The following is a 21,082-nucleotide window of genomic DNA, read 5'->3' as shown; positions in this document are numbered from 1 at the left end:
CGGGCGCTACAATGCCCGGCTTCCGCTTTCGCCCCCGTAGCTTTTCCATGCACCTGATCGACATCGGCGCCAACCTCACCCACGAATCGTTCGCGCGCGACCTCGACGCAGTGCTGCAACGTGCCGGCGCCGCCGGTGTCGCGCGCATGGTGGTCACCGGCGCCAGCCGCGAGCACAACCCGCAGGCGCTGGAACTGGCGCAGCGGCATCCGGGCGTGCTGTACGCCACCGCCGGCGTGCATCCGCACCACGCGGTCGAGTACACCGACGAATGCGATGCCGAACTGCGCATGCTGCATGCGCATGCCGAAGTCGTCGCGGTGGGCGAGTGCGGGCTGGACTACTTCCGCGATTTCTCCCCGCGCCCGGCCCAGCACAAGGCGTTCGAGCGGCAGTTGCAGCTGGCCGCCGATCTCGCCGCGGCAGGGACGCGCAAGCCGCTGTTCCTGCACCAGCGCGATGCCCATGCCGACTTCATGGCGATGATGAGGAACTTCGAGGGCCGGATCGGCGCGGCGGTGGTGCACTGCTTCACCGGCACCCGCGAGGAGCTGTTCGACTACCTCGACCGCGGCTGGCACATCGGCATCACCGGCTGGCTGTGCGACGAACGCCGCGGCGCGCACCTGCGCGAGCTGGTCGGGCACATCCCTGCCGACCGGCTGATGATCGAGACGGATTCGCCCTACCTGCTGCCGCGCACGCTCAGGCCGCTGCCCAAGGACCGCCGCAACGAGCCGGCGTTCCTGGCGCACATCGCCGAGGAAGTGGCGCGCGACCGCGGCGAGGACGTGCAGGCCACCGCGCGCGCGACCACCGCAACGGCGCAGGCGTTCTTCCGGTTGCCTCCGGCCTCCCCGCGCGCGTAGCGGCCCCGTCTCCGCCCGTGCCGGGGGCCGATCGGATGCGTTGGATCGCCCGACGGAATACTCGCGGCCCGGATAAGCGAAGCGCGCCCGGGTCGCCAGACGTCCAGGGTGTGCTTCGCTACCAGGGCTACATACCGGGCTTGCTTCCTGCTTCCTTCGCGCGTGGCGGCACGAGCTCGGTTTGTCACTACTGCATCGATGTAGTAACGTAACTACATCTTGGTGAAGGGGGGCTGCCCATGACCGTGACGACATTGACAAGCCGGGAATTGAACCAGGACATCGGCCGCGCCAAGAAGGCGGCCAAGCTCGGGCCGGTGTTCATCACCGATCGCGGCAGGCCTGCGCATGTGCTGCTTTCCATCGAGGAGTACCAGCGCCTGACCGGCGGGCATCGCAGCCTGCTCGATGCGCTGAGCATGCCCGGGATGGAAGGCATCGAGTTCGATCCGCCCAAGATCGAACTGAAGCTGCGCATCCCCGATTTCGACGTGGATTGAGCAGGGGCCATGTACCTGCTCGATACCAATGTCCTGTCCGAACTGCACAAGGCGATCAAGGGCAAGGGCGATCCGCGCGTGACGGCCTGGCTGGCGGACGTGGGATACGCGCAATGCCACCTGTCCGCCATCACGCTGATGGAGCTGGAAATCGGCGTGCTGCGCATGGAGCGGCGCGACCCGCTGCAGGGTGCGCTGCTGCGTGCCTGGCTGGAAACCCGCGTGGTGCCCGAGTTCGCCGGGCGGGTGCTGGTGGTGGACGAAGCCGTCGCACGGCACTGCGCGCGCCTGCACGTGCCCGATCCGCGGCCCGAGCGCGACGCGCTGATCGCGGCCACCGCGCTGGCCCATGGCCTGACGGTGGTGACGCGCAACACGGCCGACTTCGTCCCGACCGGGGTGCCGCTGTTCGATCCGTGGCGGCCGTGGACCGTGCAGGAGCCGGCCGGGCGCTACGTCGCCGCCGGCTGACCGCACGTGTCCGCGCGCGTCCTACTTGACGTGCGGATCCTCGCGCTTGGTCTCGGCCATCGACTCCGGCTCCAGTTCCTCGGCCGAGCGGTTCATGCGCACGAACACGCCCCAGGCGAGCAGCAGCAGCGCCGCGCACACGCCGACGGTGGCCGCGTAGGGCAGCTTGGCCGGGTCGTCGTGCATCAGCTCGAAGATCGACACCAGCGTCTCGATCGCCAGGGCGATGATGATGACCACGAAGAAGCGCGACAGGTAGCGGCGCACGCGCGTCGGCCCGCTGACCTTGACGTCGCGCTGCACCTCCTCCTCGAAGATGGTCTGCCCCAGCTCCAGGGTCACCAGCGCCACGGTCAGCATGCCGACCGCCTCCAGGATGGTGTTGAAGCGGTTCTGCAGGCTGTCGTAGCCGCCGGGGGTGAAGCCCTGCCACAACGACAGCGCGGCCATCGCCACCAGGCCGGCGGCACAGGCGACGAACAGCATGATGATCGCCACGTGCCCGGCACGGAACAGGTTGGCCAGCAGTTTCATCGACACTCCTTGCGTGCGCAAAGCGGCAAGGATTGCCTTCGCCGTGTCGGCGGCGCGCGAAGGCGGGCGGTGGAGACCCGTTCCGTTTCCGAACTGCCGCGCAGGCAGCCCAGAAATCGAGCAGCCGGCGATAGCCGGGACGATCGTTGTTCACTGCCTGCGCGGCAGTTCGGGAAAGCCGGTGATTGCCGGCTGCGTGACCTACCGGGTTCACTGGCGCGCAGGCAGTGAACGCAGCGCGGATGATGCGGTCAAGGCGAGACATTTTCTGAGCTGCCTGCGCGCCAGTGAACCGGCACGGCGGCATCCAGTTGACGCGGATGTAGGAGGCGACCGGGACGGCGGGCGCTGGTCGATATCGTGGACAGGCGCGCTCAGCTGCCGCGATAGGTCGAGTAGCCGTATGCCGACAGCAGCAGCGGCACATGGTAGTGGCCGTCGCCGGCGATGCCGAAGTCGATCGGCACCACGTCCAGGAACGGCGGCTCGGCCAGCGGCTGGCCGAGGGCGCGCAGGTAGTCGCCTGCGGCGAATTCCAGCCGGTAGCGGCCGGCGTGCAGCTGCAGCTCGCGCAGCGGCGGGCAGCGGCCGTCGGCGTCGGTGGCGCCCTGCCACAGCGGCAGCCCGTCGTGCAGCAGGCGCACGCGCACGCCGGCGGCCGGCACGCCGCGGCCGGTGTCGAGCACGTGGGTGGACAGGGTGGTCATGCGGCATCCTCGCGTGCGGGCGGCCATTGTGCGGTGAACTCGGCCTCGTCGTAGCCGAGGAAGGTGTCGACCACCGTCTGGCGGTCGTCGACGAACAACTGGTCGGCCAGCGCCCGCGCCAGTCGCGGCAATGCGTACTTGAGTCCCGACAGCGCCGCTGCCGACAGGCCGTGGTTGAGCAGTGCCGAGTAGTTGAAGGCGAACAGCCCGTGCAGCGATGCGGCGCCGGCTTCATCGCGCGGCAGCAGCTCGAAGCCGGGGCCGAGGTAGGGGTGGGCGTCGAGTAGCGGATTGGCCTGGCCGTCCGGCGGTGTGTAGCGGTCGCGCCAGCGCAGGATCGACGGCGCCAGCGCGGCCAGTTCCGGGCGCAGGTCCGGGTCGGTGACCAGGCCGGTGGCGATGGCGAGGAAGTCGAACGCGTGCTCACCGTGCGGCGTGGTCACCACCGCGCGGCCGTCGCGCTCGGCCACGTCCAGCCACGGCGCGCCCAGGTGCAGGCGGAAGCCGGCGTGGGCACTGGCACGGCTGAAGGTGTCGTTGGTCGGCGGCTGGTTGTGGAGGAAGAACGCGGCCATCAGCCGGTACTTGTCGGCATCGGGCAGGGCCGGGAAGCGGGCGATGATGCCGGCCTGCTCCATGTGCCGGATCGGGTTGATCCGCGGCAGCTCGTGCCGGCGCACGAACACATGGGCCTCGGCCACGCCGTTGTCGAGCGCGTACTGGGCGTTGTCGAACGCCGAGGCGCCGCCGCCGAGGATGCCGATGCGCTTTCCCGCCAGTGCGGCATAGTCCAGCGGGCCGGAGGTGTGGGCGTACAGGTGCGGCGGCAGCCTGGAGGACACCAGCGCCGGCACCGTCCACTGGCCGCCGCCCTGGATGCCGGTGGCCAGCACCACCTTGCGCGCCAGCAGCGCCTGGCCGCCGGCCAGGTGCAGCCGGTGCAGGCCGGCTTCGGGCAGCGGCTCCACCCGCAGCAGGCGGGTGTCGTTGCGCACCGGGATGGCGAGCGTGCGCCGGTACCAGCGCAGGTAGTCCATCCACGCGCCGCGCGGGATCTTGTCCAGCGCGTCCCAGCCGTCGCCGCCGTGCTGCGCCTCCCACCAGGCGCGGAAGGTCAGCGAGGGGATGCCGAGGTCGATCGAGGTGATCTGCTTGGGCGTGCGCAGGGTGACCATGCGCGCGTAGGTCACCCACGGGCCTTCCTGCCCTTGCGGGTTCTCGTCGATCACCAGCAGGTCGGTGACCCGCTCGCGCATCAGTGCGAACGCCGCGCCCAGGCCGCTCTGGCCGCCGCCGACGACCACCGCGTCGTATACGTGGCCGTCGGCGTGCGTGCGCGGGCGCGTCCATGGCGCGCCGCCGTGGGCGAGGCGGGCGAGGTCGCGGGCGACCTCCTGTTCGAGTCGTTGCAGGCTCATGCCGCGATCCTCATGGCATCGTCTCCAGGCGCAGGCGCACGATGTGGCCGATCTGCTCGATGGCGGTGGCGATCTCGGCATTGCGGCCGTTGTCCAGCCGCCGCTCCATCGCCGCGAGGATGCCGGCCTTGTCGGTCAGCCGCACGCAGATCACGAACGGGAAGCCGTAGCGGTGCCGGTAGGCGTGGTTGAGCGCGTGGAAGCGCGTGTATTCCTCCGGCGTGAGCCGGTCCAGCCCGGCGCTGGCCTGCTCGGCGGCCGAGGCCGCGGTCAGCGTGCCATCGACGGCGGCCTTGCCGGCCAGTTCCGGGTGGGCGCGGACCAGCGCCACCTGTTCCGCGGGCGTGGCCGTAAGCAGCGGTGCCATCAGCCCGGCGAGCAGGTCGTCGAACGGGCGCTGCGTGGCCGCGCGCTCCACCACCCACGGCGAATGTTCGAACAGCTCGCGGTAGCGGGCGACGAACTCCGCATCGCTCAATGCGTTCCAGTCGGAGACGACTGCGTTCATGCGTGCGTGCCCTCCAGCGAGACGTGTGCCGACACCACCTTCCAGCCGTCGGCGAAGCGCGCCCAGGCCTGGCTCTGGCGGCCGCGGCGGGTGCTGCCGTCGCGGAAGAACTCGGCATTGGCGGTGGCGAAACGGTCGCCGTAGGTCGCGATCTCCACCCGTGCCAGCCGCCGTTGCGGCGAGCCGCCGCGGCCGGCGCGGAACGCGCGGATTTCGTCGATGCCGTACAGCACCTCGCCGACACCGTAGCGCACTGTGCTCGGCGCGGCGTGGAACAACGCATCCATCGCGGCGATGTCGTCGGCCATCAGCGCGCGCTCGTAGGCGTCGAACGCGGCGCGCACCTCGGCGACGACCTGGGGGTCGTTCACTTGCATGCACTGCTCCTGCGGGAAGGCGTCGTTGTCCATGGGAAACCGCTGCAATCCGTGCCGCCGCCGCGACGAGCAACGCCGGCAGCCTCCGCCACGCCGAACCTGGCGCCGCCGTTCATGGCGCGACCTTCGCTGCCGGCGGCGATGCCGTGATCGACGGCAGCACGTAGACGCGACTGTAGCCGCGCACCTGCACATCCTCGGCCAGGCCCGCCGGCCTGCCCTCGCCATGACGACCGGAGACCGCGTGGATGCCGCAATCCGGCATGCAGGCCCAGATCGTGCCGCGGTGATAGGTCAGCAGGATCGAAACCGCCCGCAGGTCGGCCAGCCGCGAGCCGGTGGTCACGATGCGCTGCCCTTCGATATCCATCGGTGCAAGGCTGGCGTGGACGTTGCCCACCAGCACGACGATCGCCGTATCCGGGTGCGCGGCGCGATGGGCGCGTATGGCATCGGCCAGTACCGCATCGCGGTTCTCGCTGCCGCTGCTCTGTATGTCGAACGCGAACAATGACAGCGGCAGTCCTTGCTGCCGCAGCTGCCGTACGCGCTCGATCAGCTCCGCCATCGCCACGCTCGAACGCCCGTCTTCTCCGTGCTGCCAGAACCTGCTCGCCAGCAGTGCGGCCTTCGCATCGCGGCCGCCATCGGAGTCCAGGTAGCGGTCGATGGCGGGCTGCTCGCCGGCCGGGATCTCCAGGCCGAGCGCGGCCGGGCCTTCCACGGACCGGGCACAGGCGATGTCGCCGGCCACCCGGGGCGCCTCGACCGAGCCGTGCATCTCGCCCAGCAACAGAAGCGAGGCGGGCGGCAGGTCGCCGGGCGAACCGCACTTCACCGGCTTGCCGTGCTGGTGTGTGGGGGCCGCCTGTGCGAGAGCCGACGGCAGCGGCAGGGCCAAGGCCATTGCCAGGGCGATGGCGCGCACGCCGGGTGTGCGGGAACTCATTGATCACCTCCACGATACGGATGCTCGTGCAGCCAATGCCTGGCGATGTCGATGCGCCGTGCGATCCAGGCATCGCCGCTGGCGATGACGTGGTCGAGGAAGCGCGCCACCGCGCGCGCCCGGCCAGGGCGCCCGGCGATGCGCCCGTGCAGGCCCACCGACATCATCCGCCCGCCTTCCTCGCGCAGCTGCTCGAAGGTGTCGCGCAGGTAGCGGAAAAACTCCTCGCCCTCGGAAAAGCCGTTGTAGGCGACGATCTTCATGTCGTTGACGTCCAGCGTGTACGGCACGATCAGCTGCGGCTTGCCGAAGCGAGTGTCGTAGTAGGGCAGGTCGTCGGCATAGGAATCGGCGTCGTAGACGAAGCCGCCTTCCTCGACCACCAGGCGCGCGGTGTTGGGACTGGTGCGGCCCTGGTACCAGCCCTGCGGGCGCTGGCCGGTGAGTGCGGTATGCAGTTCGATCGCGCGGGCGATGTGCTCGCGCTCGACCGCCTCGGGCACGTGCTGGTAGTCGATCCAGCGATAGCCGTGGCTGGCGATCTCCCAGCCCGCGGCGAGCATCGCCTCCACCGCCGCCGGGTTGGCCTCCAGCGCCCTGGCCACGCCGAACACCGTCAGCGGTACGCCGCGTTCGGTAAACAGCCGGTGCAGGCGCCAGAAGCCGGCGCGGCTGCCGTATTCGTACAGGCTCTCCATCGCCATCGCGCGCATGCCGGCATGGCTTTGCGCGCCGACCATCTCCGACAGGAACGCTTCCGAACCCTGGTCGCCGTACAGCACGCTGTTCTCGCCGCCTTCCTCGTAGTTGATCACGAACTGCACGGCGACCTTGGCGCCGCCGGGCCAGCGCGCGTCCGGCGGGGTGGGGCCGTAGCCGACCAGGTCGCGCTCTTGGGTCATGCGCCATTCCCCACTGCAGGATTGTATTGACAATGTAAATACGTTGAGCAAGGATAGCGCCCATGGACGGACGCCTTGAACACAAGGGCGCCACCTTCGTATGGGACATGGAGAAGGCCCGGCGTAACGAAGCCAAGCACGGCATCCGCTTCGATGAAGCGGTGGAGGCGTTCTTCGACCCGTTCCTGCGCGTGGTCGATGCCAGTCGCAACGACCAGGCGCGCGATGCCGGCGTCGGCTACGACGGCCAGGGACGGTTGCTGTACGTGGTCCATCTGGTGGTCGAGGCGGACGCCATCCGTATCGTATCGGCCCGCAGGGCCAGCGCAGAGGAGCGAGCTCTCTATGATTCCTGAAGTCCTGAAAAACCGCCTCGCCAAGGACCGCCCGATGGTGTCGGTCACCGTGCGCATGCCGCAGGACGTGGTCGATTCGCTCAGGGCCATCGCGCCGTTGAAAGGCCTTGGCGGATACCAGGCGCTGCTCAAGACGTACGTCAGCGAGGGACTGCGCCGCGATGAGGCCGAGCACCTGTTCGGTCCGGCGGCACGCCTGGCCGATGCCCTGCGCCGCCGTGGCGTGCCTGCCGAGCTGATCGAGGCGGCTGCGCGGGAGGCGGCCGGGAAGGCGGCGTGACTCATGCCCGCGCTTCCGCGTTCCACGCTGCCAGCGCCGCCTCGACGCCGGCGCCCGGCGCACAGCGGTAGCCTTCCGCGCGCAGTACCGTCTCCAGCGCGCCCAGGGTGATCAGCACCTTGTGCTTGGCGGCGTTGTAGCCCATCGCGCCGATGCGCCAGATGCGCCCCTGCAATGGGCCGAAGGCGGAGCCGATCTCGATCTCGAAGTCCTCGCGCATGCGCCGGCGCACCGCCTCGCCGTCGATGCCGTCGGGGATCACTACGCCGGTGACGTTGGTCATGCGGGTGGCATCGTTGCCGAATACCTCCAGCCCCAGCGCGCGTGCGCCGGCGGTCATCGCGCGGCCGGCGGCGGCGTGGCGGGCATAGCGCCTTTCCAGCCCTTCCTGCAGCACGATGCGGGCGCACTCGCGTGCGCCGTAGAGCATGGTGGTGGCCTCGGTGTGGTGGTTCAGGCGCTTGTCCGACCAGTAGTCCATCACCATCGCCAGGTCGAAGTAGTTGGACAGGATGCGCGGTCCGTAGCCGTCGTCGATGTCGGCGCGGACGATGCCGCGCTCGACGTGGCGGCGGGCGAAGATGCGCTCGGCCGCGGCCTCCGACACGGTGACCGGCGCCGAGCCGGACGGCCCGCCCAGGCACTTCTGCAGGCCACCGGTGACCACGTCCACGTCCCAGCGGTCGGCGGCGATCTCCATGCCGCCGATGGTGGCGGTGGCATCGACGTAGGACAGCGCACCGTACCTGCGGCAGATCGCGCCCAGGCCATCCAGTGGCTGCGCCATGGTGGTGGAGGTGTCGCCGTGGATGGTGGCCACCAGCTTCGGCTCGACGCGGGCGACGGCGGACTCGATCTCGTCCAGCGGCACGGTCTGCCCCCACGGCGCCTCGACCGTCTCGATCCTGGCGCCGATGCGGCCGAGGATCTCGGTCAGCAGCAGGCCGAAGCGGCCGAAGTTGACCACCAGCACGGTGTCGCCCGGGGCCACCAGCGACACCAGCGCCGCCTCGATGCCGGCGCGCGCGGTGCCGTCGACCAGGAAGGTCCACCGGTTTTGCGTGCCGAAGATCGGCCGGTACAGCGCCATGACCTCGTTCATGTACGCGGTCATCTCCGGGTCGAACTGGCCCAGCAGGTCGGCCGACATGGCGCGCAGCACGCGCGGGTGGGCGTTGACCGGGCCGGGGCCCATCAGCAGCCGCTGCGGGGGATCGATCTCGGCGAATGTTTCAGTTGCCACGGGGTCTCCCGGCAGGTGGGCGTCTGGATGGAAGGATCATCTGGGTCGAGCAATAAGGTAAGGGGGGCAAGGGCTCCTCCCCTTGCGCGCACGGCGCGTGGGTGGGTGGAGGGGATAGGTTCCGGTCGTGTCGAAACCAGGAGCACCCCTCCCCAGCCCTCCCCTTCGCTGCGCGAAAGGGAGGGGGCAAGAGCTCCTCCCCCTTGCGCGCGCAGCGCGTAGGGGCGGCGCGAAAGGGAGGGGCAAGAGCTCCTCCCCTTGCGCGCGTAGCGCGTAGGGGGAGGTTGGGAGGGGGGAGGCTCCGGTCGCGCCGAAGCCAGGAGCACCTGTAGGCGCGCGCGATAAATTGTCGACGATGGGCGCGATAAATGCTTGTATCGTAACGTTGCACCCAGCGCAAAGAAATTGCACCACACTGGATATGCGGAACAGATGCTCTTCACTTGGACGTCCCCAGGCTAGAGGCACTTCCTTCCGTTGCGGAAGGCCTCTAACTACGCAAAATTCGCGAGATTCGTTCCGCGAACGGATCGGTTAGATCCAGGGTTTCCTGCAAGTCCTTGTGAGTAGCCTCCCTATGAAACACGACGACTGGCGTGCCGCAGCGGACCTGTGCATCGCGTACCGGGCGCTTCATAGGACGCCAGTCCGCTTTGATGTACATCCGTAAACCCGGAAGACCGAACCAATAGCCGTTCACACCACCGACCTTAGCCCTGACTGGAGATCGACCGGGCCGTCCTAGAACACCCTCCAGCCGCATCAGCAGAACTGAGAACTCGTCATCGCCTCCGGCGATTTCACCTAGCACTAGAGCCTTAACGCGGTCGTAGCGCCCACCTAAGTGAACCGATTTGAAAAAGGGATCGTTGGTTAAGTGGGCCCGAAGTAGAAGCGAATTTGCGAAGAGGCGAAGCAACCTGGGATCTGCTTGATCGGGGCCGTACAGCCTAGCCTTGATCTGACCAGATGCACGGTCAATCACCGCGCGCCCGTGGTCCAGCCGGCGGACGAAATCGATGAAGTGTCGATCTGGAGCGTTAAAAATCGACTCGCATGATTGACAGAGAAATGCCTCGTAGATCCCAGTCTGGCTTTTTCGCACACCTTCGGTTCGGCTGATCACGGCCAAAGGTGCCCCTGACACGCCTTGCGGCTGGTTCAAGGCGCGCGGGTAGATATGCGACTTGACCAGCGAAGGGGTTTCTACGAGACATAGGCGGCACCGAGGCATACTGGATTTTACAACGCGCAGGCAATTACAGCAGGCTGGCCTGGCTGTCGTCCCAGCTCTTGATGATCAGCTCGCCGAACTGCTTGTCGCGGCCGGCGCCGCCGCCGATCGAGTAGCCGAGCTGCAGGGGGATCAGGTCGAAGCCGGCGAAGACGGCGCGGATGTCCGGGTGGTCGTTGATCGAGACCACCGCCTTGCCCTGCAGCCCGCGTAGGGTGGCCGCCAGGCGCTCGTACTCGGACCAAGGGAAGGCCACGCCGTAGCCCTCGGTCTGCCAGTACGGCGGGTCGAGGTAGAACAGCGTGCCGGGGCGGTCGTAGCGGGCGATGCAGTCGGCCCACGGCAGGTGCTCGATGACGACGTTGGCCAGGCGCAGGTGGACGGCGCTCAGCTCCTCCTCGATGCGCATCAGGTTGAGGCGCGGGCCGGGGCCGGTGGCTACGACACCGAAATTGCGGCCATCGACCTTGCCGCCGAAGGCGAGCTTCTGCAGGTAGTAGAACCGCGCGGCGCGCTGGATGTCGGTGAGCGTCTCCGGGCGCTCCATCTCTGCCCACTCGAACATCTGCCGGCTGACCAGGCTCCAGCGGAACATGCGCACGAACTCGTCGAGGTGGTGCCGGATGCAGCGGTACAGGCACACCAGATCGTTGTTGATGTCGTTGAGCACTTCGAGCCGGGCCGGCACGGGGCGCATCAGCAGTGCGGCCGCGCCGCCGGCGAAGGCCTCGACGTAGGTCTCATGCGCGGGGAAGTGCGGGTAGAGGTGCTTGATCAGCCGGCGCTTGCCGCCGGGCCAGGGAATGATGGGTTGCATGGTCTCAGCCTTTGCGATTGTGCTGGCCGAGACTTGTCTCGCTCCCGCGGGAGCGCAGGGCCTCGGCCAATTCCACGCGGCTGATCGCGTGTGTTGCGGTGCCCGGCCGGCGGTTGCCGCCGCCGACCGGGCGCCCTGTCTTATGCGGTCGGCCAGGTGCCGACCGCGATGTAGTCGAACGTGACCGGCGTGTTGATCGTGAAACTGCCGCTGGCTTCGTTGACGTCGCACTGGACCGTCGCTCCCGTTGCGGATTTCGCCGGCACGCTCACGATGGCGTTGAAGCCGCCGCCGGTCACCTGGTTGACCGTTGGGATGGGCAGTACGGCGTTGCAGACGCCGAACTCGTGCGGGAAAGTGACTCCCACGCTCGCGACTTTGCCGCCGGTGGGCAGGCTCCCGGTGCCGATCTGCAGCAGCCACGTGCCGACGCGAATCCAGCCGTCCCCCATCTCGATGACGCCAAGGGCGCCGATGAGGGCGACCAGCAGCGCCGCCGGTGTCAAGGCGCGCTCGGTATCCTCCCCTGCAGCCGCCTCTGCGCCGGTGGCCAGCTCGACCTTGCCGGCGCGCTCGGTCGTGGCGGGCACGACAGCCGCGGCCAGGCCCGCCGGGGTGACGGCGCTTTCGTCATTCTCGCCGGCGATGGTTTCCTCGGCGGTGGCCAGCCGGACGGTGCCGGCTTCCTCGGTCGAAGCCGAGGGCGCGACAAGCAACTGGATGGCCTTCCAGAGCTGATCGGTCTGCGACTTGTCCAGGGCCAGGCCCGCGCCCTCGATGACCCTGCAGATCTCTTCCTGGACGCCGTTGAGCCAGTCGGCGGAGACGACCGTCGCCGGCACTCCGGTGGTGGGGTTGCCCTCGGTGAAGCGGTGGTCGGCGGTGGCCGTTGTTGTGTCGATGCGGTGCATCTGCTTTTCCTCTTCTGCATCAATCCAAGGTCAAAGGGCGTGCGCCCAGCGCCAGGCCGAATGCAGCGTTTCCGGCGGCGTCTCCGATTTCTTCATAGCCACCAATCACGTAGTGGAATGTATCCATCATCAGCCCACGGGAAGCGAAATATTGCGCACCGGTGTGAACGAGATATACCCCTTGGATGGTGTCAGCTATCTGATTTTGAGCAGCACGGATGTTTGCGTACTCCGCCGTGTCGCCGGTGTTCTTAGTGCCAATACGGGTCATCAAAAAAGGCACTTTGGACCCGAGCTTGGCGTCACACTGAGCTTTGAGCGAAGTAAACCGGGAAATGTAGTCAGTGGTGCTTGTTGCATTATCGGCGTCTGTTTCTCCCTGCTGCATGTACACGCAGGCGCCCACGATGGGCAACTCCGCCGTCGCGGCCGCCGCAAGGGCGCTATCGAGGTCCGTTACAGCCCTACTCCACTGCGTGCCGCCAGTCAACCAATTCGGAGAGAGCGGCGTGCCACCCTCGGCGCTATTTACAAGAATGACGCCGATCCGGCCGGCAGACAGCCGGCGAATCGTATCCGCGAACGCAGGCCCCCAGGAGCCGCGGCCAGCCGCAGCGGTGGCATCGTTTCCAGTCGGGTCGGCCATCAGCTCCAGAGCGTTCGTGTTGCGCACGTACTTGTAGGCCTGACCGGCAGTGAACGTCTTGCTCGACAGCGCCAGTGATCGACCGGACGTGTTCGATTGCCCGATCGCCCACACCAAGATGTACCCAGCCGTCGCTTCAAGCGGATCGCCGCCAGTTTCGGCAACCTGCTCGATCCGGTTGAGCGCGATCCTGAGCAACGAGCCGTCCGGCATCGCCGTGAAATTGAAGGCGATCTGCAAACACACCGCGGCCGCGAGGCCTGAGTCCGAGAAAGAACTGGCGTTGCCTCCCCCCGCCGAAAAATTGTCGTAGTAGCCGATGTAGTTCTCGGCATCGCTGACGTTAGTAAGCGCACCCGAGGTGGCGTAGAAGCCCACGTATTGTCCCTTCTTGATGCAGATCGGCGCGCCGAACACTATCGTCTGTTCGCCAGTTGCGATGCCTACAGGAATGGCATCTCCGGACTGAGTGAAAAGGTCGTCAGCCTTATCGAACAGCTTCACTTGTACCGTGCCGGCGGCCAGTCCGTAGACGCGCATCGAGCGAAGAAGGCCGTCGCTGGGTGCAGGCTGGCCCAATACGTAGGTCCGGTCTGCATTCGGCGAGGCCGCAGTAAAAGGGAGTCCTTTGCCGATCCTGAAGTCAGCACCGCGCCCGATGTCGGTTGCCAGGCTACGACTGGCACTGAACTTGCCGTTGAGATATTCGGCTTTAGGAATCTCGGAGAAACCAAGACCGAGCTGGATTTGATTAATGGTGTTGAGCGACGAGTCGGTCGCGCTGAACGACAAGCCATAGCTGGCGCCGGACCAATACCCAAGGCCGTCGCCGGCAGTGCCATTTAGCACCTGCAAGTGGGGGCAACTGAAACCGATGTAGCTGCCGGCGGCAACGAAGAACTCCGGGAGAGATGCCAGGGGCATATCGTTCAGCCCAACAGCAAGGGCAACTGCGATCTCACCGGTCCGTGTGAACACATTGCCGCTACGGGAATATGACGCGATTACCATCCTCGAAGCGACGGGCACGTAGCAGCGAAGGCGGGCAAGCTGGCAATCAGCAGACACCGGATTGCCGAACACAACCCTATTGGCGCTCGCGGTCGAGCCTGCAACCGGACTCATGTTTTCAGGTCGGCCAATGGTTTCGTAGCTCATCCCGATCTGCCTCAGACTCGCCCTCTCGACGAGCGTATCCTCTCGCAACCACTCCCACCCATCAGGTGCATCGGTCCTCCGAACGAAGCGCCCGTAGTTGCGCACAACCTGGTTACCCGGCTTGATCGGATCGACATGCGATCCAGAGTCGGACTCCTGCGGAATATCGGCTTGGGCGCCGATGGGCTGGCTGATTCCCGGCTCGACGGTGATCAACCGCTCCCACGTCGATTCGCCAATCACGCCGCCCGACTGCGCGGCCTTCAGCGCCTCCACATCCGCCCCCGACGCGATGCCGATCGGCGAGCCGATCGCCGCACGCAGATCCCGCCCGTTCTTGACCAGGTAGACCTCGCCGCCGGCGGCGTTCTCGGCGAAGGACAGGCTGGCCAGCGTGCTGCCCGTGGTGATCTCGTTGCTCATGCTTTCTCCGATAACAGTAGTGCGCTGCTGCCGTTGGCAGTCAGCAGTACGCCGCCGCTCATCAGCTGCAGCGCTTTGAATCCCGGCACCGGCACGTAGGCGAAGCGCAGGAGGGTGTGGCTCGGCGCGATGGAGCCGAGCAGGCATTCGAAGGTGTGCTGGGCATCCTCATCGCCGGCCAGGCTCTCGGCGCGGATGGTCCAGGTGAACACCCAGTCGCCGTTGGTCAGCGGGTCGCCGGCGGCCGCCAGGCCGGCGCGGAACGGCCGGTATTCCTCGACGGTAATCGGCACGCCGTAGAAGCCGGAGACCTCGATGTAGTACGGCGCGGACTGGCCGCCGGTGGCGGCGAGCTTGCTGAGCAGGTCCACGCGGCGCGCCGCCGGTGTGCTGCGCACCTGGGCCGAGCAGGTGCCGGGCAGGCCGGCGATGGTCTCCCACTCGGGCAGCAGGTCGGCGGTGCTGTCGGGCAGCATCTGCTCGACCAGGCCAGCGATGAAGGCATCGACGCGGGCGTACTCCTCGGCCAGGCCGTCGAGCAGTTGCGTCAGTACGGCATCGGGATCGCGCGGCCAGGCGGCGCCGGGCGGCAGCAGCTCCTGCAGTTGCTGGCGGTAGTCGAGCGCGGTCACAGCCATGTGATCGCTCCGAGCATCGGGATGGTGCCGGCGTCGGGCACGATGTTGCCGGCCGGCACGGTGACCAGGTGGTCGGTCTCGCCGTCGGCCGCGCTGATCGCTTCGTCGAAGTGCGTCTTGTAGATCAGCGTCTCCGGCTCGGCCTCGCGCGCGAACAGATCCTCCAGCTCGGCCTGGATGGCAGCGCGCACCGCGGCGGTGTCCGGGGTCACGCTGACGCTGAAATCGACGACGAACGGGACCGGCGCGAACACGTAGATCTCGGCGGTCACCGGGCGGCGCGCGTCGATGTACGCCTGCACCTCGGCCACCTTGGCGGCGGTGGGGATGATGTCGTCGAGGTTGTCGCAGACGAAGGTCACGCCCACGGTGCCGGCGCCCATGCGGCGCGGGTACACCCACACGCGCGTGACGCCGTCGACCTCGAGCGCCCACTGCGCGTAGTCGGCGCTGGCGCCGCCCTGCGGCGGGTTGCGGATGCGTTCGAGCAGGCGATCGCGCAGGCCGGCGTCGAGTTCGGCATCGGCGCCGCCGGTGAGGCCGCCGGCGGCGACGGTGGCGACGGCGTCGAGGCCATCCACCTGCGCAGCCAGCGCCAGGCTGCTGCCGGCCGCGGTGTTGCCGCTGGCGCCGGCCGCACTGGCAGTCACCGCAACCGAGGCAATGCCGTTGGCATCGAGGGTGGCCGCGGCAGCCGTCACGAACTCGGCGCTGTCCGAGCGCGTCAGCACGATGCCGGCCGGCACCGCGGTGCCGGCGATGCCGGCCAGGGCGACCGCGCCGGCCGCACTGCTGGCGGTCTTGCGCGAGAGGCCCCAGATCGTCGCCCAGCGCTCCAGGATCGTGCCGGTGGCGCTGGTGATGATGTACTGCCTGGCCTGGTCCACGGCAAAGCCGTACAGGCCGTGCGCGGCGCCGGCCTGGGCACGCCCCAGCACGGTGAGGTTGGAACGGCGCAGGCGCGCGTCTGCGCCCGGCAGGCGCGACTCGATGTCGGTAGCGATGCGATCGACGATCGTCGGCAGCGTGGGACGCTCAAGCGCCATTGATCGACCCCCAGAAATTGGCGAAGCGGTAGCGGATGGTGTTGCCGGCCTGGTGCTGCAGGACCACCTGCAGGGCGAGCGTGCGGGCGCCGGCGTCGAGCCGGTGCCACTCGGCTTCCACGGCCACGCTCTTGACCACGTCGTCGTCCACCAGCCACTGCAGGGCCTCGGTGGCGTACTGGCGGGCGCGCTGCAGCACCTCGGCGCTGGCCTTCTCACGGCGCAGCAGCCACAGGCGGCTGCCGATCTGGTCGCCGCGGTCGTCGGCGAAGCTGTCCCCCCACCAGCCGCGGCGATCGCTGCCACCATCGGGCAGCGTGTCGTCGTCGTCGGCACGGCGATCGGTGAACAGGCTGATCAGCACGGACGACAGCAGGCCATCGTCCTGCGCCAGGGCCGGCGCGGCGACCTGGTAGTCCAAACGCATGACGTTGTCGGCGCTGTGGTAGACGGTCTGGATGTCCATCACGCCATCTCCTGCGTCGGCGCCTGGGTGCTGGCGCTGCCGGCGGTCACGCCCGGATGGTCGTGTCCGTTGTAGGTGTCGCGCATCTCCTGCATCGAGCCGTTGTGGTCGCTCACGTCGCCGGCGACGACCAGGTCGCCGGTCATCTCCACGCGCGGGCAGTCGATCAGCACCTGGCTGCTGGCGTGGATCTCGATGGTGCCGCCGCGCTTGATGTGGATGCGGTCGCCCTGGTCGGTATAGATCGCCACCTCGCCGCCCTGCAGGCCGCCCAGGCGGTGCCGGCGGTCATCGGCGGCGATCACCACCAGGTGGCTGCGCGAGCCGCCCACGGCGATCGCCAGGGCCTCGGCGCCGGGCAGCGGCACCGAGGTGAAGCCGTACTGCTGGAAGCGCTCGGCGGTGCTGCGCGACTCGCCCTCGAGCAGCGAGATCTGCACCTCCTGCAGCTTGGCGCTGTCCTTGACCAGGTTGATCACGGCGCGGCTGATCATGAGCCGCAGCTTGTTTGCGAGGCCGGCCATCAGAAGAAGTCCTCGTCGTCGTCGCGGCGGTTCTTGCGGCCGGGGGCCTTCTTCGCCGGCACCGGCAGCAGCGCGTATGCCTCGGCCGGGGTCAGCACCAGTTGGCTGATCTGTCCGGTCTGGTCGTCCATCACGTAGTCCACGTCGCGCACCAGCAGCTGGCGGTCCAGGCGCAGCACCGGGTCGTAGACCTGCACCAGGGTGTTCGGCTGCCACAGGCCATCGGCATGGCGCCAGCCGTTGACCGCGCCGGTGTACGTGAGCGCACGCGCGGCGCGCACGCCGGCCTCCCACTTCGCGCGGCGCTGGAAGCCAGCGATGTCGCCCTGGTCCTCGTCCACGATCACCAGCGGGCGGTGGCGCGTCACGCCGGCGTCGGCCGCGGTGGCCTTGACCTGGGCGGCGGCGCCGCCGCTGACCTGGTCGCTGCCGGCACGCTGGCCGAGCACGCTGTAGCTGCTGTAGCGGTTGGCGTTGTCGTTGCGGGCCTGGGCTGACAGCAGGTTCTCGCCGCACTTCAGCGCGGTGCCCACGCGCTCGCTGCCGGGCTGGCCGATGACCAGGTTGCCCAGGCCGTCGCTGGTCAGCAGCAGGGCGCGCTGGCGCGCCGCGCGCTCGATGCAGTCGAACACGGTCTCGCCCGGCTCGATCGCGAAGGCCGGGAACGCCGCACCCATGTCGCCGCTGATGCGCACGGCGATGCCGAACGGCTGCGCCAGGTCGCGCGCGATCTGGTCGATGCGGGCATTGCGCCACTCGCCCTTGGCGTGGACCGCCGAGCAGTCCACCAGGTCGCCGGTCTTGTCGCGGCCGGTCACGGTGAGTGCATGACTGTTTGTGTCGTAGCCGTGGTCCACCGCATCGACGTAGCCGGTGATGACGGTCTGCCCGTCGATCGCCACGCTGCAGGCGGCGCCGGGCGTGATGACCAGCGGCTGCTGGTGCTCCGGCCAGCGCTCGGTCAGCGCCAGCTCGAACGTGCCGGCGATCTCCTCGATGCCGCGATGCATGTTGATGCGGGTCCAGCCGCCGTAGGCCGTGCCGCCGAGGTTGAGCACCAGGTCAGCCATCGATGGCCACCTCGAGCTGCTGGCCGCCGGGCACGAAGCCCGGCCGCACGATGGTGGCGGCGTTGCGCGCGACCAGGTCCAGGTCGTAGGCGGCATCGCCGTACAGCCGGTAGGCCAGCACCAGCGCCGGCAGCGTGGTCGCCGGGGTGACCTTGACGATCCGGGCCAGGTCCGCGCCGCGGGTGGCTACGTCGCGCACCACCGCCGCGCGCAGGGTGGTGAGCGCCTGGTAGACGTCATCGCCCTGGGCGCTGTCGGCCACGGTGTCGATGGCATCGGTGACGCGATCGCGCAGTGCGGCCGCATCGTCGTAGTCGCTGAATTCCACTTCGGTCAGCGTCGCCGCGGCCTCGGCGGTGGCGCTGCCGCGGGTCAGCTCGAGGAACGCGGTGCGGTTGTCGGCCATCGCCTCGCGGGTGGCGGTGGTGGAGCGGATAACGGTCTCGTCGTCGCCGAAGCCGACCAGGTCGGTCAGCAGGCGCACGGCATCGCGCGGCTCCAGCGCATCGCTGATGCCGCCGAGCAGCGAGGTCACCGTGCTGGCGAAGTTGGCCGGGGCGTTGAGCAGCGCATTGATCGAGCCGCGCGCGGAAGCGAACGCGCTGGCCAGCGCCGCCAGCGGCGTGGTGGCGCCGGCGGCCAGGTTGCCCACCTGGCCCTCCACCGTATCCAGCCAGCGGCCGGCGCGCTCGATCGCATCGGTCACGCCGAAGGACTGCAGCCCATCCAGGCTGAAACCGCCGGCGAACGTGTCCGAGAGCGTCTCCTGCGCCGCCGCGGCCTGCGTGGTGACCACGGTGGTGGTGGCGCTGGTGGCGGCCGGGAACGTGATGTCGCCGCTCTCGATGCAGCTGAACGACACCCGGCAACTGCCGCCCTCGGTGGTGCTGTGGTCGATGGTGAGGCCGTCGTCGATGACGCTGACCTGCATCTCGCCGAACTGCGGATGCACCAGCTTGCCCGGCCCGGCGGTCTCGACCGCGGCGATCAGCGCATCGCGCTGGGCCATGTAGTCGGCGCCCAGGATGATCGCGTTGATGCGCATGCGCCGCGCGGCGCGGCCCATGTCCTCGACGAAGGGCTTGTCGCGGTACGGGTACTCGTGCGGCACGGTGCGGCGGCCGAAGGTGCCGTAGTCGTACTCGACGTGGAACTCCACGCCGCGGAACGAGGCCGGCCGCAGCTGATCCTTCCAGCTCATCGCGCGGGCTCCATCATGCGGCCGGAGCGTTGGGCGTTCGCCGGCGGGTTGGTGACGCGCGCGGACTGCACGCCCTCCATCTTCGTGATGCGGCCGACGGTGCGGCCGTCCTTGACGTCTACCTCGACCGCGATCACGCCGGTGACCGGCATGTTGTCCCGGTCCTGATCATTCGCGCGGCGCAGAAGGCTCTTGCCGCGCGACCGGCGCAGGGTGCGGCTGACGTCGCGCTGCAGCGTCTCGTCTTCCATGCCGGAGGACAGCGTGCCGCCGTAGCGGATCATCGGGCCAGCAGCGAGCGCTGCGGCAGGCAGGGCCGCCGTGGCGATCGCCGCCAGCGAGCCCAGCCCGGCCCAGCGGCCGGCCTTCTTGCCGCCCTTGCTTTCGCCAGGGGTGACGACATCGAGCGGGTTGCCGCCGCCCATGTCGGCGAACAGGCCGGGGGCGGCGCCGACGATGTAGACCGGCGTGGCGGCGCCGGCCTGCTGGAGCGCGGTGCCCGCCACCAGGCCCGCGCCCAGCGAGGCCGTGCTGCCGCCGAACTTCGACAGGATCTGGCCCAGCGCGCCCTTCGCCATCCGGCCGCCGGCATAGGCACCGCCAGCAGCGAGCGCCCCGCCGCCCAGCAACTCCCAGCCGTTGAGGCCAAGGCCGTCTTCCGAAGTCAGCGCCTTGATGGTGTCGGCCAGGGCCTTGTTGATCGGCTGCGAGACCTGGTCGCCTACCGTGGACAGCGTCTCGCGCAGCACGCCGGCCTGGGCGACCGAGTTGGACATGGCTTCGGGAAGGTCGCGCATCGTCGTACCGCTTGCGCCCTGGACTGCTGCCGCGATCTCGCGGATCTGGTCGATGCGGCCGGCGGCCATCGCTTGGTTGATGCCCTTGATCGTGTCCAGGTCGGCCTTGCCGAAGGCCTTGCTGACGAAGGCGAACCGGTCGCGATCGGTGGTCAGTTTGTCGTAGTCGGCCTTGATGTCGGTGAGGATGTCGAGCGGGTTGCGGCGATCGCCTTGCGCGTCGAAGAACTTGACGCCCGTGGCCTTCTGCGCCTCTTTCATGTAGTTGGCGTTGGTGAACAGGCGCAGCGTGCTGTCCACCAGCGTGCCGACGCGTTCCTTTGTCGTCGCCGTGCCCAGGCCCTCGAACAGCGCCAGGGTCTGCTCGAAGGTCAGCCCGGCCGCCTTGGCGTTGCTGGCCGCGGTGCCGAACACACCGGCCAGATCCTCGATCTCGATGACGCCGGCGCGGCCGGCCACGGTCATCTTGTCCAGCAGTTCCAGCGCCTTGCCCGGTTGGGTGAGGTCGAAGCCGAAGTTGGTCTGCGCGCTCTGCAGCGCACTAGCCAGCGTGGTCGCCTCGGAACCGGTGACGCGCATGTTCTTGTTGATCGCCTCGATCGTCGGCAGCGCCTGGCCGAAGGTCAGGCCGCCGGCGGCGAGCTGGTCGAAGCCACCGCGCAGGCCGTCGAAGGCGATGCCGGTATCCTGCGCCATGCCGTGCAGCTCGGTGCGCAGCTGCACCACCTGGCTGGTGGTCAGATCCGCCGTTTGCTTGACCCGCGTGAGCGCCTGGTCGGTCTTCGCCGAAGACATCACGGTGTTGAGCGCGCCGAAGCCCAGGCCCACTTGGGCCAGCATGCCGGTGGTCGAGTTGAGGAACCCACGCAGCTGCGCGAACTCCGAGCGCACCCCGCTGATGAATTTCTTCGTCCCACCCTGCGCCTGCGTCAGGCCCTGGACCCACTGGCGTGACTCCAGCTGCAGACGCGCGGCGAGGGTGAGCGGGCTAGTCATCGGTTTCGGTCAGATCCAGGAGTCGTCGGGTGAACCACAGA

General features: G+C 68.5%; 24 protein-coding genes. 5 read left to right on the top strand and 19 right to left on the bottom strand.

Features of this window, described 5'->3' with window-relative positions; all coding sequences use genetic code 11:
* Positions 1 to 47: 47 nt before the first annotated feature.
* The 3 genes from LRX76_RS12025 to LRX76_RS12015 all read left to right on the top strand — a co-directional run bounded on the left by LRX76_RS12025 (position 48) and on the right by LRX76_RS12015 (position 1,840).
* Positions 48 to 869, top strand: a complete 822-nt coding sequence (locus LRX76_RS12025) for a TatD family hydrolase (protein WP_231805490.1) — start codon at positions 48 to 50, stop codon at positions 867 to 869.
* Positions 870 to 1,108: 239 nt separating this feature from the next.
* The gene (locus tag LRX76_RS12020) at positions 1,109 to 1,369 is read left to right on the top strand and encodes a type II toxin-antitoxin system Phd/YefM family antitoxin (RefSeq protein ID WP_269450852.1); all 261 of its coding nucleotides are present in this window, start codon (positions 1,109 to 1,111) and stop codon (positions 1,367 to 1,369) included.
* A 9-nt stretch (positions 1,370 to 1,378) separates the two neighbouring features.
* Positions 1,379 to 1,840, top strand: coding sequence for a type II toxin-antitoxin system VapC family toxin (locus tag LRX76_RS12015; RefSeq protein WP_231805486.1), 462 nt, complete (start codon positions 1,379 to 1,381; stop codon positions 1,838 to 1,840).
* 21 nt (positions 1,841 to 1,861) lie between these two features.
* Here LRX76_RS12015 and LRX76_RS12010 read toward each other — a convergent pair whose 3' ends face one another.
* The 7 genes from LRX76_RS12010 to puuE all read right to left on the bottom strand — a co-directional run bounded on the left by LRX76_RS12010 (position 1,862) and on the right by puuE (position 7,235).
* On the bottom strand, positions 1,862 to 2,374 hold the full coding sequence (locus tag LRX76_RS12010) for a hypothetical protein (RefSeq protein ID WP_231805484.1): 513 nt from the start codon (positions 2,372 to 2,374) through the stop codon (positions 1,862 to 1,864).
* A 374-nt stretch (positions 2,375 to 2,748) separates the two neighbouring features.
* Positions 2,749 to 3,108 carry a hydroxyisourate hydrolase gene (gene uraH / locus LRX76_RS12005; protein WP_231805482.1) on the bottom strand — a complete coding sequence of 120 codons (360 nt, stop codon included), beginning with the start codon at positions 3,106 to 3,108 and terminating at the stop codon, positions 2,749 to 2,751.
* Positions 3,078 to 4,499: an NAD(P)/FAD-dependent oxidoreductase gene (locus LRX76_RS12000; protein WP_231805480.1), complete on the bottom strand. Its 1,422-nt coding sequence runs from the start codon at positions 4,497 to 4,499 to the stop codon at positions 3,078 to 3,080. The genes uraH and LRX76_RS12000 overlap by 31 nt, the downstream gene beginning before the upstream one ends.
* Positions 4,500 to 4,509: 10 nt before the next feature.
* Entirely contained in the window at positions 4,510 to 5,007 is a 498-nt protein-coding gene (uraD, locus tag LRX76_RS11995) for a 2-oxo-4-hydroxy-4-carboxy-5-ureidoimidazoline decarboxylase (protein ID WP_231805478.1), read from the bottom strand.
* On the bottom strand, positions 5,004 to 5,384 hold the full coding sequence (hpxZ, locus tag LRX76_RS11990; protein WP_231805476.1) for an oxalurate catabolism protein HpxZ: 381 nt from the start codon (positions 5,382 to 5,384) through the stop codon (positions 5,004 to 5,006). Before hpxZ ends, uraD begins: the two co-directional genes overlap by 4 nt.
* Before the next feature lie 112 nt (positions 5,385 to 5,496).
* Entirely contained in the window at positions 5,497 to 6,333 is an 837-nt protein-coding gene (locus LRX76_RS11985) for a hypothetical protein (protein WP_231805474.1), read from the bottom strand.
* Complete coding sequence (gene puuE, locus LRX76_RS11980) at positions 6,330 to 7,235, bottom strand: allantoinase PuuE (RefSeq protein WP_231805472.1); 906 nt, start codon at positions 7,233 to 7,235, stop codon at positions 6,330 to 6,332. The genes LRX76_RS11985 and puuE overlap by 4 nt, the downstream gene beginning before the upstream one ends.
* Positions 7,236 to 7,297: 62 nt before the next feature.
* On the opposite strand from puuE, the gene LRX76_RS11975 reads away from it, so the two are divergent.
* Complete coding sequence (locus LRX76_RS11975; RefSeq protein ID WP_231805470.1) at positions 7,298 to 7,591, top strand: BrnT family toxin; 294 nt, start codon at positions 7,298 to 7,300, stop codon at positions 7,589 to 7,591.
* Positions 7,581 to 7,871: a hypothetical protein gene (locus LRX76_RS11970; protein ID WP_231805468.1), complete on the top strand. Its 291-nt coding sequence runs from the start codon at positions 7,581 to 7,583 to the stop codon at positions 7,869 to 7,871. Before LRX76_RS11975 ends, LRX76_RS11970 begins: the two co-directional genes overlap by 11 nt.
* Position 7,872: 1 nt before the next feature.
* On the opposite strand, the gene LRX76_RS11965 is transcribed toward LRX76_RS11970, so the two are convergent.
* The 12 genes from LRX76_RS11965 to LRX76_RS11910 form a co-directional block, all read right to left on the bottom strand.
* Positions 7,873 to 9,066: an alanine--glyoxylate aminotransferase family protein gene (locus LRX76_RS11965; protein ID WP_231805538.1), complete on the bottom strand. Its 1,194-nt coding sequence runs from the start codon at positions 9,064 to 9,066 to the stop codon at positions 7,873 to 7,875.
* 538 nt (positions 9,067 to 9,604) lie between these two features.
* Positions 9,605 to 10,279 carry a hypothetical protein gene (locus LRX76_RS11960; RefSeq protein WP_231805466.1) on the bottom strand — a complete coding sequence of 225 codons (675 nt, stop codon included), beginning with the start codon at positions 10,277 to 10,279 and terminating at the stop codon, positions 9,605 to 9,607.
* A gap of 94 nt (positions 10,280 to 10,373) precedes the next feature.
* Positions 10,374 to 11,165, bottom strand: a complete 792-nt coding sequence (locus tag LRX76_RS11955; RefSeq protein WP_231805464.1) for a DNA adenine methylase — start codon at positions 11,163 to 11,165, stop codon at positions 10,374 to 10,376.
* Between the two features lie 140 nt (positions 11,166 to 11,305).
* On the bottom strand, positions 11,306 to 12,076 hold the full coding sequence (locus LRX76_RS11950; RefSeq protein WP_231805462.1) for a hypothetical protein: 771 nt from the start codon (positions 12,074 to 12,076) through the stop codon (positions 11,306 to 11,308).
* A 19-nt stretch (positions 12,077 to 12,095) separates the two neighbouring features.
* Positions 12,096 to 14,303, bottom strand: coding sequence for a sialate O-acetylesterase (locus LRX76_RS11945; RefSeq protein WP_231805460.1), 2,208 nt, complete (start codon positions 14,301 to 14,303; stop codon positions 12,096 to 12,098).
* Positions 14,300 to 14,941 carry a putative phage tail protein gene (locus LRX76_RS11940; RefSeq protein WP_231805458.1) on the bottom strand — a complete coding sequence of 214 codons (642 nt, stop codon included), beginning with the start codon at positions 14,939 to 14,941 and terminating at the stop codon, positions 14,300 to 14,302. Before LRX76_RS11940 ends, LRX76_RS11945 begins: the two co-directional genes overlap by 4 nt.
* Positions 14,932 to 15,987: a baseplate J/gp47 family protein gene (locus LRX76_RS11935; protein ID WP_231805456.1), complete on the bottom strand. Its 1,056-nt coding sequence runs from the start codon at positions 15,985 to 15,987 to the stop codon at positions 14,932 to 14,934. The genes LRX76_RS11940 and LRX76_RS11935 overlap by 10 nt, the downstream gene beginning before the upstream one ends.
* Positions 15,977 to 16,453 carry a phage GP46 family protein gene (locus LRX76_RS11930; RefSeq protein ID WP_231805454.1) on the bottom strand — a complete coding sequence of 159 codons (477 nt, stop codon included), beginning with the start codon at positions 16,451 to 16,453 and terminating at the stop codon, positions 15,977 to 15,979. The genes LRX76_RS11935 and LRX76_RS11930 overlap by 11 nt, the downstream gene beginning before the upstream one ends.
* Positions 16,453 to 16,977, bottom strand: a complete 525-nt coding sequence (locus tag LRX76_RS11925; RefSeq protein ID WP_231805452.1) for a phage baseplate assembly protein V — start codon at positions 16,975 to 16,977, stop codon at positions 16,453 to 16,455. The genes LRX76_RS11930 and LRX76_RS11925 overlap by 1 nt, the downstream gene beginning before the upstream one ends.
* On the bottom strand, positions 16,977 to 18,047 hold the full coding sequence (locus LRX76_RS11920) for a phage baseplate assembly protein (protein WP_231805450.1): 1,071 nt from the start codon (positions 18,045 to 18,047) through the stop codon (positions 16,977 to 16,979). The genes LRX76_RS11925 and LRX76_RS11920 overlap by 1 nt, the downstream gene beginning before the upstream one ends.
* Positions 18,040 to 19,248, bottom strand: a complete 1,209-nt coding sequence (locus LRX76_RS11915; RefSeq protein ID WP_231805448.1) for a DNA circularization N-terminal domain-containing protein — start codon at positions 19,246 to 19,248, stop codon at positions 18,040 to 18,042. Before LRX76_RS11915 ends, LRX76_RS11920 begins: the two co-directional genes overlap by 8 nt.
* A complete protein-coding gene (locus LRX76_RS11910) occupies positions 19,245 to 21,041 on the bottom strand; it encodes a phage tail tape measure protein (RefSeq protein ID WP_231805446.1) in 1,797 nt (598 codons plus the stop codon). Before LRX76_RS11910 ends, LRX76_RS11915 begins: the two co-directional genes overlap by 4 nt.
* Positions 21,042 to 21,082: the final 41 nt, after the last annotated feature.

The organism is Stenotrophomonas sp. MMGLT7, from assembly GCF_021168555.1.
Taxonomy (GTDB): domain Bacteria; phylum Pseudomonadota; class Gammaproteobacteria; order Xanthomonadales; family Xanthomonadaceae; genus MMGLT7.
This window is presented reverse-complemented; position numbering and strand designations above follow the sequence as displayed.

Bases quoted from the DNA above. Each gene is read 5' to 3' on its own strand.
- LRX76_RS12025 (WP_231805490.1), top strand. From the start codon at position 48: ATGCACCTGATCGACATCGGCGCCAACCTCACCCACGAATCGTTCGCG.
- puuE (WP_231805472.1), bottom strand. From the start codon at position 7,235: ATGACCCAAGAGCGCGACCTGGTCGGCTACGGCCCCACCCCGCCGGAC.
- LRX76_RS11950 (WP_231805462.1), bottom strand. From the start codon at position 12,076: ATGCACCGCATCGACACAACAACGGCCACCGCCGACCACCGCTTCACC.
- LRX76_RS11925 (WP_231805452.1), bottom strand. From the start codon at position 16,977: ATGGCCGGCCTCGCAAACAAGCTGCGGCTCATGATCAGCCGCGCCGTG.
- LRX76_RS11975 (WP_231805470.1), top strand. From the start codon at position 7,298: ATGGACGGACGCCTTGAACACAAGGGCGCCACCTTCGTATGGGACATG.
- LRX76_RS11955 (WP_231805464.1), bottom strand. From the start codon at position 11,165: ATGCAACCCATCATTCCCTGGCCCGGCGGCAAGCGCCGGCTGATCAAG.
- LRX76_RS12010 (WP_231805484.1), bottom strand. From the start codon at position 2,374: ATGAAACTGCTGGCCAACCTGTTCCGTGCCGGGCACGTGGCGATCATC.
- LRX76_RS12015 (WP_231805486.1), top strand. From the start codon at position 1,379: ATGTACCTGCTCGATACCAATGTCCTGTCCGAACTGCACAAGGCGATC.
- LRX76_RS11935 (WP_231805456.1), bottom strand. From the start codon at position 15,987: ATGGCGCTTGAGCGTCCCACGCTGCCGACGATCGTCGATCGCATCGCT.
- LRX76_RS11915 (WP_231805448.1), bottom strand. From the start codon at position 19,248: ATGAGCTGGAAGGATCAGCTGCGGCCGGCCTCGTTCCGCGGCGTGGAG.
- LRX76_RS11910 (WP_231805446.1), bottom strand. From the start codon at position 21,041: ATGACTAGCCCGCTCACCCTCGCCGCGCGTCTGCAGCTGGAGTCACGC.
- LRX76_RS11970 (WP_231805468.1), top strand. From the start codon at position 7,581: ATGATTCCTGAAGTCCTGAAAAACCGCCTCGCCAAGGACCGCCCGATG.
- LRX76_RS11940 (WP_231805458.1), bottom strand. From the start codon at position 14,941: ATGGCTGTGACCGCGCTCGACTACCGCCAGCAACTGCAGGAGCTGCTG.
- LRX76_RS11945 (WP_231805460.1), bottom strand. From the start codon at position 14,303: ATGAGCAACGAGATCACCACGGGCAGCACGCTGGCCAGCCTGTCCTTC.
- uraH (WP_231805482.1), bottom strand. From the start codon at position 3,108: ATGGCCGCCCGCACGCGAGGATGCCGCATGACCACCCTGTCCACCCAC.
- LRX76_RS12000 (WP_231805480.1), bottom strand. From the start codon at position 4,499: ATGAGCCTGCAACGACTCGAACAGGAGGTCGCCCGCGACCTCGCCCGC.
- LRX76_RS11930 (WP_231805454.1), bottom strand. From the start codon at position 16,453: ATGGACATCCAGACCGTCTACCACAGCGCCGACAACGTCATGCGTTTG.
- hpxZ (WP_231805476.1), bottom strand. From the start codon at position 5,384: ATGCAAGTGAACGACCCCCAGGTCGTCGCCGAGGTGCGCGCCGCGTTC.
- uraD (WP_231805478.1), bottom strand. From the start codon at position 5,007: ATGAACGCAGTCGTCTCCGACTGGAACGCATTGAGCGATGCGGAGTTC.
- LRX76_RS12020 (WP_269450852.1), top strand. From the start codon at position 1,109: ATGACCGTGACGACATTGACAAGCCGGGAATTGAACCAGGACATCGGC.
- LRX76_RS11920 (WP_231805450.1), bottom strand. From the start codon at position 18,047: ATGGCTGACCTGGTGCTCAACCTCGGCGGCACGGCCTACGGCGGCTGG.
- LRX76_RS11985 (WP_231805474.1), bottom strand. From the start codon at position 6,333: ATGAGTTCCCGCACACCCGGCGTGCGCGCCATCGCCCTGGCAATGGCC.
- LRX76_RS11965 (WP_231805538.1), bottom strand. From the start codon at position 9,066: ATGGGCCCCGGCCCGGTCAACGCCCACCCGCGCGTGCTGCGCGCCATG.